Origin of the sequence: Synechococcus sp. MIT S9451, assembly GCF_047304725.1 — a bacterium.
GTDB lineage: Bacteria > Cyanobacteriota > Cyanobacteriia > PCC-6307 > Cyanobiaceae > Synechococcus_C.
This window is the reverse complement of the sequence record NZ_CP138971.1, coordinates 1,860,261-1,876,010: the sequence shown is the minus strand read 5'-3', so window position 1 is coordinate 1,876,010 and position 15,750 is coordinate 1,860,261. Positions and strand designations below refer to the sequence as shown.

The following is a 15,750-nucleotide window of genomic DNA, read 5'->3' as shown; positions in this document are numbered from 1 at the left end:
AAAGATCAAGACTGCTCTTGGTTATTCCCTCGCGCGCACTGATAGGGGATCCCTCTTGGAGAAGGGAGTGGGATGCTGGCGTCGCGGCAACCTCCGTCGACTCTGTTTATTTGCTCAATTTGAGAGATCAGCACGCTCATCCGGATGAAGCGTAGCGATGTCTTCGTTCACCCAACTCGGCCCCGAGTTCGACGGAGAAGCCGCAAATGACCGAAGCGGCAGCTCCATCTCGCTTTCCAGCAACGGCAGCATCATTGCCATTGGCACTTCTAAGAACGATGGCAATGGTGAGGATTCAGGCCATACGCGCATCTACCAGTGGGATGCAGGCTCTTCCTCGTGGAACCAGCTCGGCAGCGACATCGATGGAGATGTTGGTCATCAAAGCGGCGATTCTGTCTCGCTCTCCAGCGATGGCCACACCATTGCCATCAGTGAACCGGGTGTAAACAGCCGCTGGGGCGCAGGTTCGAAAGGCCGCACACGCATATTCACCTGGAATGGCGATGCCTGGGTTCAACGCGGCAGCGCTATCGATGGACGAAATTATGGTGACTACAACGGCACTGTCTCGCTCTCCAGCGATGGCTCCGTCGTTGCCATTGGTGCCTACCATCACAACGGACTGAATGGCCACACACGCATCTTCCAATGGGATGCAGGTTCATCCTCCTGGAACCAGCTCGGCGAAATCACGGGAGCCCACTCGGACCGTAGCGGTCGATCTGTCTCCCTCTCCAGCGATGGCACCGTCATTGCCGTTGGTGAGCATGGAAGCTTCCAAAGCGGAAATGGCTTTTCTTCAGGCCGAACCCGTCTTTTCGCCTGGAATGGCAGCAGCTGGGTTCAGCGCGGCAGCGATATAGATGGAGAAGCCGCAAGTGACGTCAGCGGCTATTCCGTCTCGCTCTCTGGAGATGGCACCATCGTTGCCGTTGGCGCTTATGGCGCCGACGGAAATGGCGAGCAGTCAGGCCATACGCGCCTTTACCAGTGGGATGCAGGCTCTTCCTCCTGGAACCAGCTCGGCAGCGACATTGATGGAGAAGCCGCTGGTGACCGTAGTGGCTATTCCGTAGCCCTATCGAGCGATGGAACCGTCGTTGCCATTGGTGCCCTTAGAAACGACGGCAATGGCACCCATTCCGGCCACACGCGTATTTACCAGTGGAGTGGCAGTGCCTGGGTGCAAATCGGCACTGATGTCGATGGAGAAGCCGAGGGTGACGAAAGCGGTGATTTTGTCTCCCTCTCCAGGGACGGCAGCACCGTTGCCATTGGTGCCCGATTGAACGACGGCAATGGCAACGAGGCCGGCCATGTGCGGGTGTTCAGCCTCGACATCACTCCTCCCACCATCGCCATCAGCTCTGATGTCTCCTCCCTAAAAGCTGGCGAAACGGCAACCCTCACCTTCACCCTCTCAGAAGCCTCCTCCAACTTCGTTCAATCCGACGTCACTGTCTCCGGTGGAACCCTCTCCAACTGGAATGCGGCATCGGCAACCTCCTACTCCGCCACCTTCACACCAACAGCTAACAGCACCACCAACGGTGTGATCTCTGTTGCCAGTGGCACCTTCACCGATGCGGCCAATAACGCCAACACCGACGGGTCCGATAGCAACAACTCCGTCACCCTCTCCGTCGACACCGTCAGGCCCACTTTCCAATCCGCTGCCTCCAACACTGGCGGCATCAAAATCATCCTCACCTACAGCGAAACACTCTCCTCCACAACCGCTGCTATCGGCACCTTCTCGGTCACCACTGCTTCTAAAAACAACCCCGTCACCGACGTTGCCATCGCTGGCTCCACCGCTGAACTCACACTCACCAACACCATCGTCAAAGGCCAAACGGTCTCCGTTGCCTACACAGACCCATCCAGCTCCGACGATGCCAATGCCATCCAAGATTCAACTGGCAATGACGCAGCATCCCTAAGCAGCACCTCTGTCACCAACAACTCCACCGTTGCCTCTGACTCCTCAGACAAGGGCTCCTCAGACAACAACGTCCTCGTTCTCAACAGCGACAACTCCTTCATCGTCACCGATGGTGACACCAAAGGCCTCTGGCTCAAATTCAACGTCAAGGCAGCCAGCACCAAACGCCAAAACTGCCTCAAAATCATCGATCAACATGGTTCCGTCCTCGGTGCCATTGGCGCCACGCAAGACTCCAAAAACCTCGGTAGCCACGCCATCTTTATCCCAGAAGGCTCAACCATTGCCTTCCATCAGTTCAGCAACAACCAAGCCATCAACAGCTCTCCTCAGCTCAACATCATCGAGCAAGCTGACGGCAGCTTCCAGCTAAAACTCAACGATGGAGCCGATGACAGCGATCACGACGATCTCACCATCGACATCACCTCATTCACAAGCTCTCCCAACGCAAGCGCCACATCCATCGCAACAGAGCAAACCGGCATCCATGACTCCATCCTGGATCTCTCCTCCATCCCCGCAGCAGGCGAAACACTCCAACTCACCATCAACAGCGATTGCTCCTTTAAAAACAGCATCGCCATGGTCAAACTCACAGAGGAAACAGACGGCAGCTTCTCCGTCAACGGAAAAACCAATGCCGATGCCACAGCCTTTGATCAAGCCGTCAAAGACCACCTCATCAACCCAAACGGCACCTCCATCACGGCCACTGGGGTACAAACACAAACCATTGACTGGACCCTCGCCTCAGCAGATGCCGGCTTCTACTCGCCCGTTCTGATCAACCCCGACGGTGAGCTCTACACCTACGGCTCTAGCTACGTCAAAATCCTCGGCTGCAACTTCTTTAGCTTTGAGGACACCCACCAAAACAGCAGCTCAGACTTCGATTACAACGACGTCTCCATCCTCTTTCAAGTCATCTAAACCGCGCTCGCAGCACAAGCAGGGCAACAGACACGGTTGCGCGGAGTGATCAGACCTCAACTTCAACAAGGCAGCCAAACAGCGCGGCAGACCAGTTCACACCACTGAGCTGCAAAACCCTTGCTCTTGGTAGGCAGCGAACACCCCTGGCAGTTGCACACCATCCGCTCCACTTGCACAAAAAAACAGGGACAAATCAGGGACGAACCCCTCAAACCCATTGCAGTTACTAACTAATAGGTGGCAGCAGCGGCCACCAGGGCCAGCTCTGATCCTCAGATTGGATGCTGTTTGACGTCACTCAGCTGAGGTTCCCTGCCCACGATTCTGCCTAGATGCGGTGCGTGCAGCTGCCGGTTTGAAACTGCCCAGCAGCCAGTGGCATCGAACAGACCTCTAAAGCCGGAACCAACCATAAAAGCTGTTGAGCACACGCCAACAGGCTCGCCCTGAACAGATGCTCCTTCGCTTGATACAACGACAAATCGGGGCATTCACAAACAGCTGATTCTCTAAGCCATCAAGGCAACAATTTCCAATAAATGGACCAACCCGAAACAACCCCTGTAGAATTGAGGAGATTGACAGGCTTGCGAATACTTTTCAGCCAGCAAAGAAGCTCACAATGCAAATCTTCATCAAAACACGTACAGGCAAAACGATTACACTAGAGGCGGAGGGGGCCGACACAATAGAAATAATCAAGCTGAAAATCAAACGCAAAGAAGGGCCATCCGAAGACATCCAAGAGCTTATATTCGCAGGGAAACAACTAGAGAACAAGAGAACCCTTCAAGACTACAACATACAAAAAGAATCAACATTACATCTATGGCTAAAAAAGCCATCTCTAAGCACAGCAGAGACAACAATAAACGGCTCGGCAATTATACTCACTTACGATCAACACGTGTCAACATATATTGCCGCAGCGACTCAGCTCAAAATATCAGAAGGGACAAATAGATTAAGCATAGAAAAGATTGAAGCCGACCATTCTTCGGTAATACTCACGCTCAATAACGCCGTGAAAACGGGCTCTAAATTACTACTGACATACAACGACCCCACAACTGGCGATGACCTATACGCAATACAAGGGCAGTACGGAGCAGACGCAGAGAACATTAGCAACACTAGTATAATCAATAAGTCTAGATTCTCGGATCTAGACCTCAACAAAGACAATTCCCTTAGAACCTCAGGCTCCTCAAGTGATGGGCTTTGGCTCAATCTAGTTGTTAGTTCTGCGAGCAGCACACTCCAGAACACGCTCACAATAGCCGATCAAGATGGCAACTCCCTTGGATCAATTGGTGCCACTCGTTTCTCCAGAAATCTCGGCACGCATTCTATCCATATCAAAGGAGGTACAAGGCTTTCTATGCATCAATCAAGCAATAATTTCGCCCTTGAAAAATCTCCTGATCTAATCATAGTAGACAACAACGATGGTACATTCAAGCTCAAACTGAACGATCACAGCAATGACAGCGATTACAACGATCTAATCATTGACATCACCACATCCAGCGACTCTCCAGATCTAGCTTCCACTGCCCTCGCTACAGAGCAAACCGGCATCCATGACTCCATCCTGGATCTCTCCTCCATCCCCGCAGCAGGCGAAACACTCCAACTCACCATCAACAGCGATTGCTCCTTTAAAAACAGCATCGCCATGGTCAAACTCACAGAGGAAACAGACGGCAGCTTCTCCGTCAACGGAAAGACCAATGCCGATGCCACAGCCTTTGATCAAGCCGTCAAAGACCACCTCATCAACCCCAATGGCACCTCCATCACGGCCACTGGGGTACAAACACAAACCATTGACTGGACCCTCTCCTCAGCAGATGCCGGCTTCTACTCACCCGTTCTGATTAACCCCGACGGTGAGCTCTACACCTACGGCTCTAGCTACGTCAAAATCCTCGGCTGCAACTTCTTTAGCTTTGAGGACACCCACCAAAACAGCAGCTCAGACTTCGATTACAACGACGTCTCCATCCTCTTTCAAGTCATCTAAATCGCGCTCGCAGCACAAGCAGGGCAACAGACACGGTTGCGCGGAGTGATCAGACCTCAACTTCAACAAGGCAGCCAAACAGCGCGGCAGACCAGTTCACACCACTGAGCTGCAAAACCCTTGCTCTTGGTAGGCAGCGAACACCCCTGGCAGTTGCACACCATCCGCTCCACTTGCACAAAAAAACAGGGAAAAATCAGGGACGAACCCCTCAAACCCATTGCAGTTACTAACTAATGGGTGGCAGCAGCGGCCACCAAGTCCAGTGCTGATCAGCAGGTTGGATGCTGCTCGCAGCCACGCAATTCAGGTTCCGTACCCACGATTCTGCCCAGCGAAAGCGCGCATCAGTGTGATCTCAGGGGACCTCCTTCAGCCCAGGTTCAACCGTCTCGAGTTGCTGCCTTGTCAACGAGGAGCGAAATAACAATGGAAGTGGTGCTGAACCGGACTGGAACGCTCCGTTACCAACAGGGGCGAGGGGAAGTGTTCCGGCTTGACCCAGAAGATGCCGATCGAAAAACAGTTTCGCCATCCCCTGAAGTTCCTGCCTGGCAAGAGACTGCGCCGGGCCAGTGATCACTGTTGGGAGGTTTGAGGTGGCATCCAAGAAGGAAAGATGCGTGCCGCTCTTCTGAACCGCAAGCACCGAGCCTGGCTGGCGAAGACCGATGAAGGGGGTGAGCTGCTGGGAAACCGGCGGAGCGAACACGTCATTCATGCCAGCAATCACGAGCATCGGCACCGCCACACGAGACATCGATCGACTGCTGAAAATCGGATTAGTCACTGGATTCACCGCAACAGCAACCTTCACGCGGGGATCGCGGAAGTTGGTTCGTTTCACCACACGTTCGGGTGCTACGCACTGCCAGATGATGGCCGGGTTGAGAACCACGGTGCTGGGGTCATTCAGCTGCTCACATCCGCGCACCAGGTGGGGCCAGTCCAGTTGAGCCCCCGCAAGGGCCGTGACCGTATAGCCCCCAAGGGACTGGCCGAGGACGCCGACCCGCTGGGTGTCGACCCTGTCCCCCCAGCGCTTCTCGACCTGATCGATCAGTTCAGTCACGGTGATCGGCTGGCGATACCAGGCATTAGCGGGAGGGATGGCACCTGTACCCTTGATCGCGGCTGTCATGGTGTCAGCACTGGTGAAGGGAAAGTCGAGAGACGCAACCGCATAGCCATGACTTGCCAGGGTCTGCCCGACGTAGAGGAGCGCGTTCATGTCAGTGTTCAAGCCAGGCGCAAGCACCACCAGAGGTGCCTGGCTACTGGCCGTTGACGACTCGGGCAGATAGACACCGGCCTTGACGCTGTCGACGACGCGACCTTTGAACGTGAAGGACACCTGCGCAAAACCAGTGTTGCCTGGTTGCGCTGCGACCTGAAGGTCCGGACCGGTTTCTGGAGTTCCTCCCAGTTCAGACAGACGCGAATAAAGCTTGTTCTGAAGATTGAACTCCTGGGTCAGGGAATGGAGCAGCGAGCCGACAGCGCTCACATCAATCGCGATCGTGGGTAGCGGATAGGCCTGAAGCACATCAATCAAACGCAAACCGTCGCTATTGGCTGCTGCATTGATCAAGGCTGAGGCCAGAGCATTGCCGGCCACGTCCGTGGGCTGATTGATCAGCTTCGCCAGCTGTTGAACCGTTCGCTTACCCAGGGGAGTGGAGAGAAAGTTCGATGCCATCAGGGCATTCACAGGAGCCGACTGATTGAGAGCCTTGCGAAGTGCCTGCTTTTCGGAGGGTTTAAACAGACGCAGAACATCGGCGAGTGCGGTCCCTGGTGATTGACCACCCGCATAGTCGGCGAGTTCATCGATCTGGATGGATCGCTCGAATTCACCAAGCTGGAAGCTGAGTCGCTCTGCGGACGATGCCGGAGCCGCTAGGACACCAAGACCGATCACCGCGAATAAAAAGCACTTCATATCAAATCAGCTATTTAGGCAAAAATTACCCCTAATTTCTGAAAAAGGTGAAACAACCAAACACTAAGAAAACTGAGCTTTTCTCATCAAGAGTCGAACAACTCAACAGCCCTTGATCAACCAGGGCGGGTAAGCAATCGGTCACGAGTCATGCCCTTGTGATTCGCCCTAGATGGAAAGACTCAGCCACGACCATGCCCAGCCGCTCAAAAAAACAAATAAAAGAGAGATCCACGGCCAACGCCAACAGCGACTCCCAGACCGGCTTCAGGACCCAGAACCGATTCCAGACTGAGGGCAGCAAGAAACACGGCGCCGGGGAGAAGAGCGTCAACTGATGCCGGCGTTGGTTGGGTGGCCATCAGCATGGAATCAAAGCGATCTGAGTCTGGAGGGTTTCAGCCACTCCACCAGCTAATCACGGTCTCTGAGTGAAACGGCATCGGCTGGCATCAACTCTGGAAAAGCCAACGGCGTCGAGCTGCATGCCGAAGAATTGATCATGAAGGGTGTGTGGGAACCCCGCAAGCATTGACTCTGGCGCTCCAATCGAGCCAGTGGCAACCATCTTGACGCGTCCAACGCCTGCACTCAGCATCGACGACAACAGCTGTCACCCCAGGCAACTGAGCGGCCAGATCACCAATGCGATCCAAACGAACGATTGGCGTTGTCCTCTTTGAGGACTTCGAGCTACTGGATGTCTTTGGGCCGCTGGAGATGTTCGGCATGGCAGCTGACCATTTCGAGATCCGCTTGATCTCAGAACATGGCGGCGTGGTGGCCAGCCGCCAGGGCCCCAAAAGCGTCAGCGACGATTCATTCGAATCGGCGCCAGCCATCGACGTGGTTCTCGTTCCAGGCGGCATCGGCACCAGGAGGGAAGTCGACAATCCTGTGCTCCTCGATTGGTTGCAGCAGCGTGCGCAGCAAGCCGAACTCGTCACCTCGGTCTGCACCGGCAGCGCGCTGCTGGCCAAAGCGGGGGTGCTCGATGGAGTGCGCGCCACCACCAACAAGTTGGCCTTTGCCTGGGCGGCCTCCCAAAGCGCAAAGGTGCAGTGGCAACAGCAAGCGCGCTGGGTGGAAGACCGCAAGTTCTTCACCTCATCAGGCGTGTCTGCTGGGATTGATATGTCGCTGGCGGTGATTGCCAAGCTGGTCAGCCACCAGGCCGCCGAGCAGGCAGCCAGCTTCGCTGAATACGACTGGCACCGCGATGCCGATTGGGACCCCTTCGCCGCATTGCACGGCTTGGTTGGCGATTAAGACCTGAACGTCTCAGTCGTAGGAGTTTTGAATCTGCCTAAGCCTTGGCAGCAGACACAATCCCAGCAGAGTATTCGGGCTGCCAACAACTCCTGCAAACCTGGTTTTTAGCAACGCATTGGCTGAGCGTGAGCCTTGACGCCTTCATCGTCGACGACCAAGTTGTCTTGACCAACCGCGACATCGACACCCGGCCGTTTCCTCTGTCCCAGCTGAGCAACACGAAGCGATCAACGCCCTAAGGCATTGATCGCTGATTCAGACTCTTGCTTGGCTTTGCCGCCGCACTTGTGGCGCGGTTGATAGCCCTGGGTTTCAGCCAAGTGACGCAGATAGACGATCTGATGGCGGTCCGCCAAACCCACCGCAGCAATCAATCCCAGCGGACCAAAGATCAAACCAGCCCAAAACCAGTTCTTGCTGCTGCGGGCCTTCTGCCCGGCGATGGTTTTGCTGAAAAAGGCACTGGCGACATGGGCCACCACGACCATGAGCAGCAACTTCGCTTCCATGACCCTCTTGTCTCCATCACGACAGCTAGCCAGCCAGCCGGCGGATGTCAGCGTCAGCAGACCGGGCGGAATCGATAACTTGATCACTGCGCGCACCTGGGCCCATGCCTGCGAAACCTCTGCCCAACACCGGTGCGGTGAGCGGCCTGAAAGAAACCCTCGATTTCTTTGGCGATCCCGGCTTTGCCCAACGGCGCTTTGAGACCTATGGCGATGTCTTCGCCACCAAGCTGCTGAACCAGCCGATCGTGTTCATCCGCGGTGAACGGGCGATCAATGATCTCTTCAGCCAAAGCGAGTCGCTGGAGGGCTGGTGGCCTGAGAGCGTCAAAAAACTGCTGGGCAGCCGCTCATTGGCCAACCGCAGCGGAGCGGGACATAAAGCTCGCCGGCGCGTGGTGGGCCAGCTGTTCTCCAACGCGGCCTTGGCTCGCTACACCCCATCAATCATTGGCCTGGTTGATGAACTTGCCGATGAGCTCATCGCAGCCAATGGCCCTGTGCCTTTGGCCGCACGCATGCGCCGCTTTGCCTTTGCGGTGATCGCCACCACGGTGCTGGGTCTGGATAGCAGCAGCCGAGAAGCCCTGTTCGCTGATTTTGAGATCTGGACCAAGGCCCTGTTCTCCATTCCGCTGGCCATCCCCGGAACCCCCTTTGCCAAAGCCATGGGCGCCAGACAACGGCTGCTGCATCGCATCAAGGAGGTCCTCAAAGAAGGCAGCAACCAAGGCGGCCTTGATCTGCTCAGTGGCGGCCTTGATGAAGCCGGTATCCCCCTCGATGACGACGACCTGGCCGAGCAACTACTGCTGCTGCTCTTTGCCGGTTACGAAACCACCGCTTCATCACTGAGTTGCCTGTTCCGCGCCTTGCTGCTGCATCCAGAGGTGATGGAGTGGCTCCGCAGCGATGTGATCGCGTCCCCGTGGCCAGCGGTCACATCACCACAATCCGAACAATTGGATGCCACGGTGCTGGAGGTGATGCGGCAAACCCCACCGGTGGGTGGCTTCTTCCGCCGCAGCTTGCATGCCATTGAGCTGGCTGATGTGGCCGTGCCGAAAAACAGCGTGATCCAGGTGGCGCTCACGCCAACAGCAGCCACCAGCGGCACCGATTTGAGCGAGTTCCGCCCGCAGCGCCATCGCGATGGATCGTTTGATCAAACCCTGCTGCCCTTTGGCGGCAGCGAACGGGTCTGCCTGGGCAAAGCGCTCGCCGAACTGGAGATCCGGCTGATGGCCGTTGGTCTGCTGCAGAAAGTGCAGCTGCAACTGGTGCCTGATCAGGATCTAGCGCTGCAGTTGGTGCCCAGCCCCACGCCCCGTAGCGGGCTGATGGTGACCGCAACAGGGCGCTAAGACCATGCGCAGCTTTGAACCCGATGAGCTCGATCGCATCATCGAGATGGCCTGGGAAGACCGCACCAGCTTTGAAGCGATCGAATACCAGTTCGGCCTCTCTGAGCAGGAGGTGATCGAGGTGATGCGCCAATCGATGAAGGCCTCCTCGTTCAAGCTGTGGCGCAAGCGCGTGAGCGGGCGCAAGACCAAACACGGCGCCACCAACCCATCGAATCGCTTTCGCGCCAAGGGCCACAAGTGAGCTCAGCGGCGGCGCTTCAGGCGAGCCACTGATCGGCATCCATGATCTTTTTGATCAAAAGGCCCAGGCGCTTGAACTCAGCAAAATTCACGTCTTTAACGGCTTGATCCAGGCCGCAATCAATCCATTCCTCACCGCACTTTGCGTAGATGGTGAAGTCCTGCTCGAGGGTCTCGCGGCGGATGCAATAGGTCATGCCGTCCTCATGGAGGAACTCAGAGGATTGCAGTTGCAGAGCCATCGATGCGCCTTAGATCAATGCGCTGATGCTGACGCACCGCTGCCATCAGCGATGATCCCCCACTCCTGAACGACCTGTGGCCCTCGAGCAACTGAAAGCATTTCTGCGGACGATGCAGCTAGGCGAGAGCCTCAAGCAGGCTGAAGGCCACAGAGGATAAAAAGGGCTTCAGTGTGACGCCTGCCTCCAAGGCTGTTTCGCCATCCAGTGAGGATGCCGAACAAGAACAGCCCGCTAGTTGATCGCCATGCGCCAAAGAACGGTGTGGACTAGTTGATGTATTCGCAGCAGGGTGAGGCCTGTGGTTTGAGCAATGGCATGACTTTGCTTAAACACAAGGATTCCATGGAGGAGCTCCTTTCACTTGAATCAAAAGAAGTTCAGCAGGTGTTTCTCCTACCGCCCAAGACCGATGTCCTTGCCTGTTGTTTGTTCCCTGATCACCGCCAAAGCTGATGTCTCCAGGACCCATTTCCACTATCGTGCCATCCATCGTCTCCACGCTCCAGCGTCCGCGCAAAGGAATGATCCATTGAGGCATTGGATTTTCATGCCACTCACAAATCTCGCCTGGAAATAGAATTAATGTGATCAATTTCGCACTAGCATTGTAGTGCATTGCACTCCAAATTGGCGCAGCCCCTTCAGCAAAAACTGATTGCTTGTGCCCCACGAGCGAATGCAAGCTCTGGCAACTTTCGCCGCTGTCGTTAACCCATACACGCCAAAATTCTATGCCGTAATTTTCCATACCTTTGCGGCTAAGCACGTTCGATTTCACTAAACACTTCCTGCGCTGCTAACAGTGCATTCGTTGCAGCCGGAAATCCACAATATGCAATCATCTGAGTAATAATCTCAAGAACCTCTGCCTTGGTTGATCCGGTATTCAATGCGCCCTTGATATGAACCTTAAGTTCTGGAAGAGCAAAGCCCTGCACAGTTAACGCTGCAACAGTACACAGCTCACGCGTTCTGTCGTCGACCACATCTCGCCTGTATAGCTCACCAAACGGAAATTCAACATTCACCTTGGCAAATTCAGGATAGATTGAGTGAATTGTCTTGATCCATTGATCAGCAGCGTCGCCAAAATGTGTTCTCATTTCTTGCATGCCTTGGACATATTTTTCTGATGGCATAGAAATTTGGTGCGATTTTACGAATGAACAGAACTGGCCAAGACTTAAGTCGGCTTAGGCTGCATTCCTATCTCATAGCAACGCTCTGGATAGGTTGCCCACGTTTCTGTTTGGCTTTGATCGAATCAGTTCACGAATGGTCTGTTGAACCGAAGGCTCCGGGGCAATAAACCCTCTTAACCGGCGTGGATTGACTGGTATGAATGTTTTGTCTGGAGATCGAAGCGATGACGCTAAGCCCCCTATTTTTCCCTTTCGGCTCTTGTATCGCTCTCAGCCTCACTTTGACGGCTTCAGGCTTCCCGACAAACTCCTAGGCAAGAACCGCTGGTACTGAGTTGTCACCCCACTAGCTCCAGATCGGATTTGCCAGTGCAAGTGAAGAGCCATCTCCCAGCACGAATCATGACTGTCGCTCGTCCGCTTCTGACCCCGAAGAACCTTGTTCGAAGCCGCAGACCTCCGAACCTTTCACCACAGGAGCTAGCGAGGCTGCATGAACTCCATGCAAAAGGTGCTCTGCTTGGCCTTGTAGCAATGGTGCTCACCTGGCAAACGATGGGCATCGCCGTAGGCATTGTTATTGCGGAACACGCCATTCACTTCAGGTCCCGCATAATCACGGAACCAGAAGTCCTTCAGCACCGGATCACCAATCCGGCCTCTGCCGTTCCACCACCACCAGGGAACGCCACCGCCATAGCAGCTCCCGTTGCTGTACTCATCAGGTTGATCACTGCAATAGGCGGGGACCCAACCATCCGACTCCCCCTCATGGCTGAGCTTGGTCCAGGCGTTAAAACAGCCAGCAGCCGACTGACGCTCACGACCACACGTATAGGTGCGCTGACCATCAGGGGAGAGGGACTCAGGAGCGGCTCCAGATGCCAGTAAAAGAACGGCTATCGAGATCAAGGCGTTCATGGCTACCGAAGCAGGAGTGGCGAACTAATGATGGCGGACCACGTGGGTCAGGAACTCACGCGACGCCTGCGTTCGATTTGTCTGTTGATGTAATTTCTTCGTCTCTCCTCAAGCATTTGTTTGACTTGCTCTCCTGCAACCCTTCCCAATCGAGCAGCACCACCCATCCCACCAGTGATGGCCTCAAGTTGATCGTCGGTGAGTTGGGTGTTTTGTTCTTTGAAGTGAGTCATTGTTTTAAAAGTGAGTTGAGTGAGTGATGTGTGGGGTGTTGCCCCCTCGACTCCTTCAAGATCACAGCCCTATTGGTGAACCCCACTGCACAGCTCTGGTGATCCTCCTGCACAGTTCTGGTGCACCTCTGGTGAAAAACTCAAACCCCAGTCATCGCCTGAGCTGACAACACACACAGACACCACAAAACCCCGCTTGTGGCGGGGCTTTGTGGTGTTTTGCCGGGGGATGGATCAGTCCTCACCTCCACTGACTGCCCTGCTTTTCCATTCACTGGTGTTGTATTGCTTTCAGCCCGCAGGCATCAGGCTCCCCGGCGGTCTAATCAGTAGCCGTAGCGGGGCTGCTGCACGTAACCGGAGTGCTGCTGGTAGCTGCTCTGCTGCTGATAGCCATAAGCAGGCTGGTGATACATAGGAGCCTGAGGAGCAGGGGCGTAGTTCACCGTCTGGTAGCCGTAGCCGGGCTGCTGCCGCATCTGCAGCTGCATCTTGAGCAGCTCGATCTCTTGCTGCTGCCTGAGCAGAGCTAGTTCAGAGGACGAGACAGAAGCAGCTTGTTGACGCTGCTGGCTGCCGTTAATGATTTGACCCAGCAGGCCACCACCCAGACCAATCAGTTGGGTTTGGGTGTCGTGTTGGCGATTGCGGCGTGCTTCCCGTGAGGCCCAGTTGCGGTGATCGCCGCAGTCACGGCTAGCGATGAATCCACCGCCATTAGGGCCACGACCACCAAGGGCGACAGAATCACAGCCGCCGGCACGGCCAAAGGTGTTGTAGGGATTGGCTTGCGCTGCAGGGCCTGCAACGGTCATCAAGGTGGCACCAGCGGCGAGGGAGGCGGCAGCGGCGGCGATGGTTTTGATCGTGGTCATTGCTCTGATGGGGGTGATGAGTGAGGTGGGATCGCTCCCTCCGATGCATTCACCATCTCCGGAATCACCAGCTGACCTGCTGATCCGACTCAAGCAGTGCTGTGAGCTTGCTCACAACAGCGCAAACACCAGTCAGTGGCTGGGCTGAGAGCGCTTCAATACGTTGATCTCTACGACGTCATGCCATGAAAAAGCCCCGCTGGTGGCGGGGCGAGGGAGGGGTCATTAACTCAACGAAGAAATTTCGAGATTGCTGACCTGCATCCAATGTCTCAACGGTTGGGGCTTGAGTTGTGAGCTCTGTAGCTGCTTTACAGAGAATCGACGAAGGCCCTAAGGACTAAACCCAAAACACAATCAACATAAAAAGGAATCATCTATACAAGATCAATGCCGATGCCTCCCGTATGAGCAACAATTCCAACCTCCATGTCAAGACCAACGCGTTCTTGACTGATTGCTATACCCCCTGAACTTTCTAAAACCCCGACAAGCTCCCCCCCTCTAGACAACTCAATCCTTCTCCCAACAATCTCAACAACCGTATCCGCAGAAACAATTGCCTTATCTCCAATGTCATTAAAATCGGCAACTACATCAAACGTCTCTTCATTGACGCCCCTCCAATGATTTTGCCTTCGAGAAAGCGAGAAGGTATCAGCACCCGAGCCACCGACGTAATCGTTAACTCCACTGCCCCCGATCAGCACATCGTCGTCACGACCTCCATTGAGACGGTCACGGCCGGCATCACCCGCGAGAATGTCATTACCATCTTGACCAAAAACCCAGTCACTGCCGCCACCAGACGAGGCAAAGTCATCAAAACTACCAAGGTATATAAAGTCATGCCCATTACCAGCTTCAACGACATCTCTGCCATGACTTAACCGAATAGTATTATTCCCGCCCAGCGAATGAACATTTGTGTCCCCTGTTGCAGTAATGCGGTCGTTTCCAATTCCCGTACGGATTGTATTTAACGAAACGTACCTTACGTAAGCAGGCCCACACGGGAATTCGTCAAAAATGAATCCCTCCTCCCCACAATCAGGATCGTTCGGGAAAGGCAACTGCCTGACTCCGTAAGCTTCGACCCGGTTGTCACCATCGCCAGCATCGATCGTATGGTTACCTTGGCCAACAATGATATGGTCATCGCCATCTCCAGATTGGACGACTCCACCTCCATCACCAGCATGAATATAATTATCTCCTTCGCCAGCATCAATTGTATCGAATCCATCTCCGCCTAAAACAGTGTCATTCCCGTCACCCGAGGACACAAAATCGTCACCATCATTGCAGTAAATTGTATCAGCAGTGTTCCCCGTAAGCGTGATCCTGTCATCACCATCTGTTCCACGAATCACGTAACTACTAATAGGAACTCGTATTCGCCCTACCGTATTAAATCCATCACCATGCTCAACATCAATGCCAACAACAGTTCTTGTCTCCCAACGCCCGCTTGCGAATGGCCAAGGCAAACCACCGCCTCTCTCCTCACTACCAATGACGGTCACTTGGTTTGCTCGATAATCAATCTCTTGAGTTGAAAAAGCAGAAAAGGCCTGATTGATCGCAGAGAATGTTTGGCTGATTTGTTGACGCGTCTCATAATCTCGACGTGCCCTAAGCCTTTCATTCCACTCGTATGCACGTGTAGCATTAAAGGCTTGCTGATAGCTTTGTTGTCGCTGCCGCAGGAAAAAGCTGAATAGGCTTGACATGTTTCTTGTGTAAATGAAACGATGAACTCACCATCTCCGGAATCAATGCCCAACCGAATGACCTGGGTCAGGCCAGATTGTGACATTGTTCACATGACTTCTCAAGCATTCATGCCCTAGGCAACAGCACTAATGCACAATTTAAATGAAGATGCCATCAACAGTTCACCACAGCTCAACATCATCGAGCACGCTGACAATAGCTTCCAGAGCAAGCTCAATGATGGAGTAGATGACGGCTCTCCCAACGAAAGGCAAACTCCATCGCCACAGAGCAAACGGGCATCTATGACAGCACCACCCAAAGCCTTCTGAAAAAAGCGGGAAAACAACTCACTTCAAAAGACGTGAAATTTCCGGG

The 15,750-nt window shown here is 54.4% G+C and carries 15 protein-coding genes; 5 read left to right on the top strand and 10 right to left on the bottom strand.

Annotated elements, in window-relative coordinates; all coding sequences use genetic code 11:
• The first annotated feature begins 157 nt into the window (after positions 1 to 157).
• Both SIB72_RS09820 and SIB72_RS09815 read left to right on the top strand, forming a co-directional pair.
• The gene (locus SIB72_RS09820) at positions 158 to 2,881 is read left to right on the top strand and encodes an Ig-like domain-containing protein (protein WP_413743767.1); all 2,724 of its coding nucleotides are present in this window, start codon (positions 158 to 160) and stop codon (positions 2,879 to 2,881) included.
• A gap of 625 nt (positions 2,882 to 3,506) precedes the next feature.
• Positions 3,507 to 4,910, top strand: coding sequence for a ubiquitin-like protein (locus SIB72_RS09815; RefSeq protein ID WP_413743766.1), 1,404 nt, complete (start codon positions 3,507 to 3,509; stop codon positions 4,908 to 4,910).
• Positions 4,911 to 5,268: 358 nt separating this feature from the next.
• Here the strand turns inward: SIB72_RS09815 and SIB72_RS09810 are convergent, their stop codons facing one another.
• Together SIB72_RS09810 and SIB72_RS09805 are read right to left on the bottom strand one after the other, a co-directional pair.
• Positions 5,269 to 6,852: an alpha/beta hydrolase gene (locus SIB72_RS09810; RefSeq protein ID WP_413743765.1), complete on the bottom strand. Its 1,584-nt coding sequence runs from the start codon at positions 6,850 to 6,852 to the stop codon at positions 5,269 to 5,271.
• Positions 6,853 to 7,058: 206 nt separating this feature from the next.
• On the bottom strand, positions 7,059 to 7,220 hold the full coding sequence (locus SIB72_RS09805; protein ID WP_413743764.1) for a hypothetical protein: 162 nt from the start codon (positions 7,218 to 7,220) through the stop codon (positions 7,059 to 7,061).
• Between the two features lie 277 nt (positions 7,221 to 7,497).
• Between SIB72_RS09805 and SIB72_RS09800 the strand changes: the two genes are divergently transcribed.
• On the top strand, positions 7,498 to 8,121 hold the full coding sequence (locus tag SIB72_RS09800) for a DJ-1/PfpI family protein (protein ID WP_413743763.1): 624 nt from the start codon (positions 7,498 to 7,500) through the stop codon (positions 8,119 to 8,121).
• Between the two features lie 230 nt (positions 8,122 to 8,351).
• Here SIB72_RS09800 and SIB72_RS09795 read toward each other — a convergent pair whose 3' ends face one another.
• Positions 8,352 to 8,729: a hypothetical protein gene (locus tag SIB72_RS09795; protein WP_413743762.1), complete on the bottom strand. Its 378-nt coding sequence runs from the start codon at positions 8,727 to 8,729 to the stop codon at positions 8,352 to 8,354.
• Between the two features lie 8 nt (positions 8,730 to 8,737).
• On the opposite strand from SIB72_RS09795, the gene SIB72_RS09790 reads away from it, so the two are divergent.
• Complete coding sequence (locus SIB72_RS09790; RefSeq protein WP_413743761.1) at positions 8,738 to 9,997, top strand: cytochrome P450; 1,260 nt, start codon at positions 8,738 to 8,740, stop codon at positions 9,995 to 9,997.
• A gap of 4 nt (positions 9,998 to 10,001) precedes the next feature.
• A complete protein-coding gene (locus SIB72_RS09785; RefSeq protein WP_115120924.1) occupies positions 10,002 to 10,241 on the top strand; it encodes a TIGR03643 family protein in 240 nt (79 codons plus the stop codon).
• Positions 10,242 to 10,257: 16 nt separating this feature from the next.
• Here the strand turns inward: SIB72_RS09785 and SIB72_RS09780 are convergent, their stop codons facing one another.
• The 7 genes from SIB72_RS09780 to SIB72_RS09750 form a co-directional block, all read right to left on the bottom strand.
• Positions 10,258 to 10,482, bottom strand: coding sequence for a hypothetical protein (locus tag SIB72_RS09780; protein WP_115120923.1), 225 nt, complete (start codon positions 10,480 to 10,482; stop codon positions 10,258 to 10,260).
• Between the two features lie 328 nt (positions 10,483 to 10,810).
• On the bottom strand, positions 10,811 to 11,263 hold the full coding sequence (locus tag SIB72_RS09775; RefSeq protein ID WP_413743760.1) for a cupin domain-containing protein: 453 nt from the start codon (positions 11,261 to 11,263) through the stop codon (positions 10,811 to 10,813).
• A complete protein-coding gene (locus tag SIB72_RS09770; RefSeq protein ID WP_413743759.1) occupies positions 11,244 to 11,624 on the bottom strand; it encodes a carboxymuconolactone decarboxylase family protein in 381 nt (126 codons plus the stop codon). Before SIB72_RS09770 ends, SIB72_RS09775 begins: the two co-directional genes overlap by 20 nt.
• 483 nt (positions 11,625 to 12,107) lie before the next feature.
• Positions 12,108 to 12,548 carry a hypothetical protein gene (locus SIB72_RS09765; RefSeq protein WP_413743758.1) on the bottom strand — a complete coding sequence of 147 codons (441 nt, stop codon included), beginning with the start codon at positions 12,546 to 12,548 and terminating at the stop codon, positions 12,108 to 12,110.
• A 47-nt stretch (positions 12,549 to 12,595) separates the two neighbouring features.
• Positions 12,596 to 12,781, bottom strand: coding sequence for a hypothetical protein (locus tag SIB72_RS09760; RefSeq protein WP_413743757.1), 186 nt, complete (start codon positions 12,779 to 12,781; stop codon positions 12,596 to 12,598).
• 326 nt (positions 12,782 to 13,107) lie between these two features.
• On the bottom strand, positions 13,108 to 13,656 hold the full coding sequence (locus tag SIB72_RS09755) for a hypothetical protein (RefSeq protein WP_413743756.1): 549 nt from the start codon (positions 13,654 to 13,656) through the stop codon (positions 13,108 to 13,110).
• A gap of 377 nt (positions 13,657 to 14,033) precedes the next feature.
• Positions 14,034 to 15,389, bottom strand: a complete 1,356-nt coding sequence (locus SIB72_RS09750; protein ID WP_413743755.1) for a calcium-binding protein — start codon at positions 15,387 to 15,389, stop codon at positions 14,034 to 14,036.
• Positions 15,390 to 15,750 lie beyond the last annotated feature (361 nt).

Coding starts and splice junctions, on each gene's coding strand:
- SIB72_RS09820 (WP_413743767.1), top strand. CDS start 158: ATGTCTTCGTTCACCCAACTCGGCCCCGAGTTCGACGGAGAAGCCGCA.
- SIB72_RS09810 (WP_413743765.1), bottom strand. CDS start 6,852: ATGAAGTGCTTTTTATTCGCGGTGATCGGTCTTGGTGTCCTAGCGGCT.
- SIB72_RS09785 (WP_115120924.1), top strand. CDS start 10,002: ATGCGCAGCTTTGAACCCGATGAGCTCGATCGCATCATCGAGATGGCC.
- SIB72_RS09755 (WP_413743756.1), bottom strand. CDS start 13,656: ATGACCACGATCAAAACCATCGCCGCCGCTGCCGCCTCCCTCGCCGCT.
- SIB72_RS09750 (WP_413743755.1), bottom strand. CDS start 15,389: ATGTCAAGCCTATTCAGCTTTTTCCTGCGGCAGCGACAACAAAGCTAT.
- SIB72_RS09800 (WP_413743763.1), top strand. CDS start 7,498: ATGCGATCCAAACGAACGATTGGCGTTGTCCTCTTTGAGGACTTCGAG.
- SIB72_RS09765 (WP_413743758.1), bottom strand. CDS start 12,548: ATGAACGCCTTGATCTCGATAGCCGTTCTTTTACTGGCATCTGGAGCC.
- SIB72_RS09790 (WP_413743761.1), top strand. CDS start 8,738: ATGCCTGCGAAACCTCTGCCCAACACCGGTGCGGTGAGCGGCCTGAAA.
- SIB72_RS09760 (WP_413743757.1), bottom strand. CDS start 12,781: ATGACTCACTTCAAAGAACAAAACACCCAACTCACCGACGATCAACTT.
- SIB72_RS09780 (WP_115120923.1), bottom strand. CDS start 10,482: ATGGCTCTGCAACTGCAATCCTCTGAGTTCCTCCATGAGGACGGCATG.
- SIB72_RS09770 (WP_413743759.1), bottom strand. CDS start 11,624: ATGCCATCAGAAAAATATGTCCAAGGCATGCAAGAAATGAGAACACAT.
- SIB72_RS09805 (WP_413743764.1), bottom strand. CDS start 7,220: ATGCTGATGGCCACCCAACCAACGCCGGCATCAGTTGACGCTCTTCTC.
- SIB72_RS09815 (WP_413743766.1), top strand. CDS start 3,507: ATGCAAATCTTCATCAAAACACGTACAGGCAAAACGATTACACTAGAG.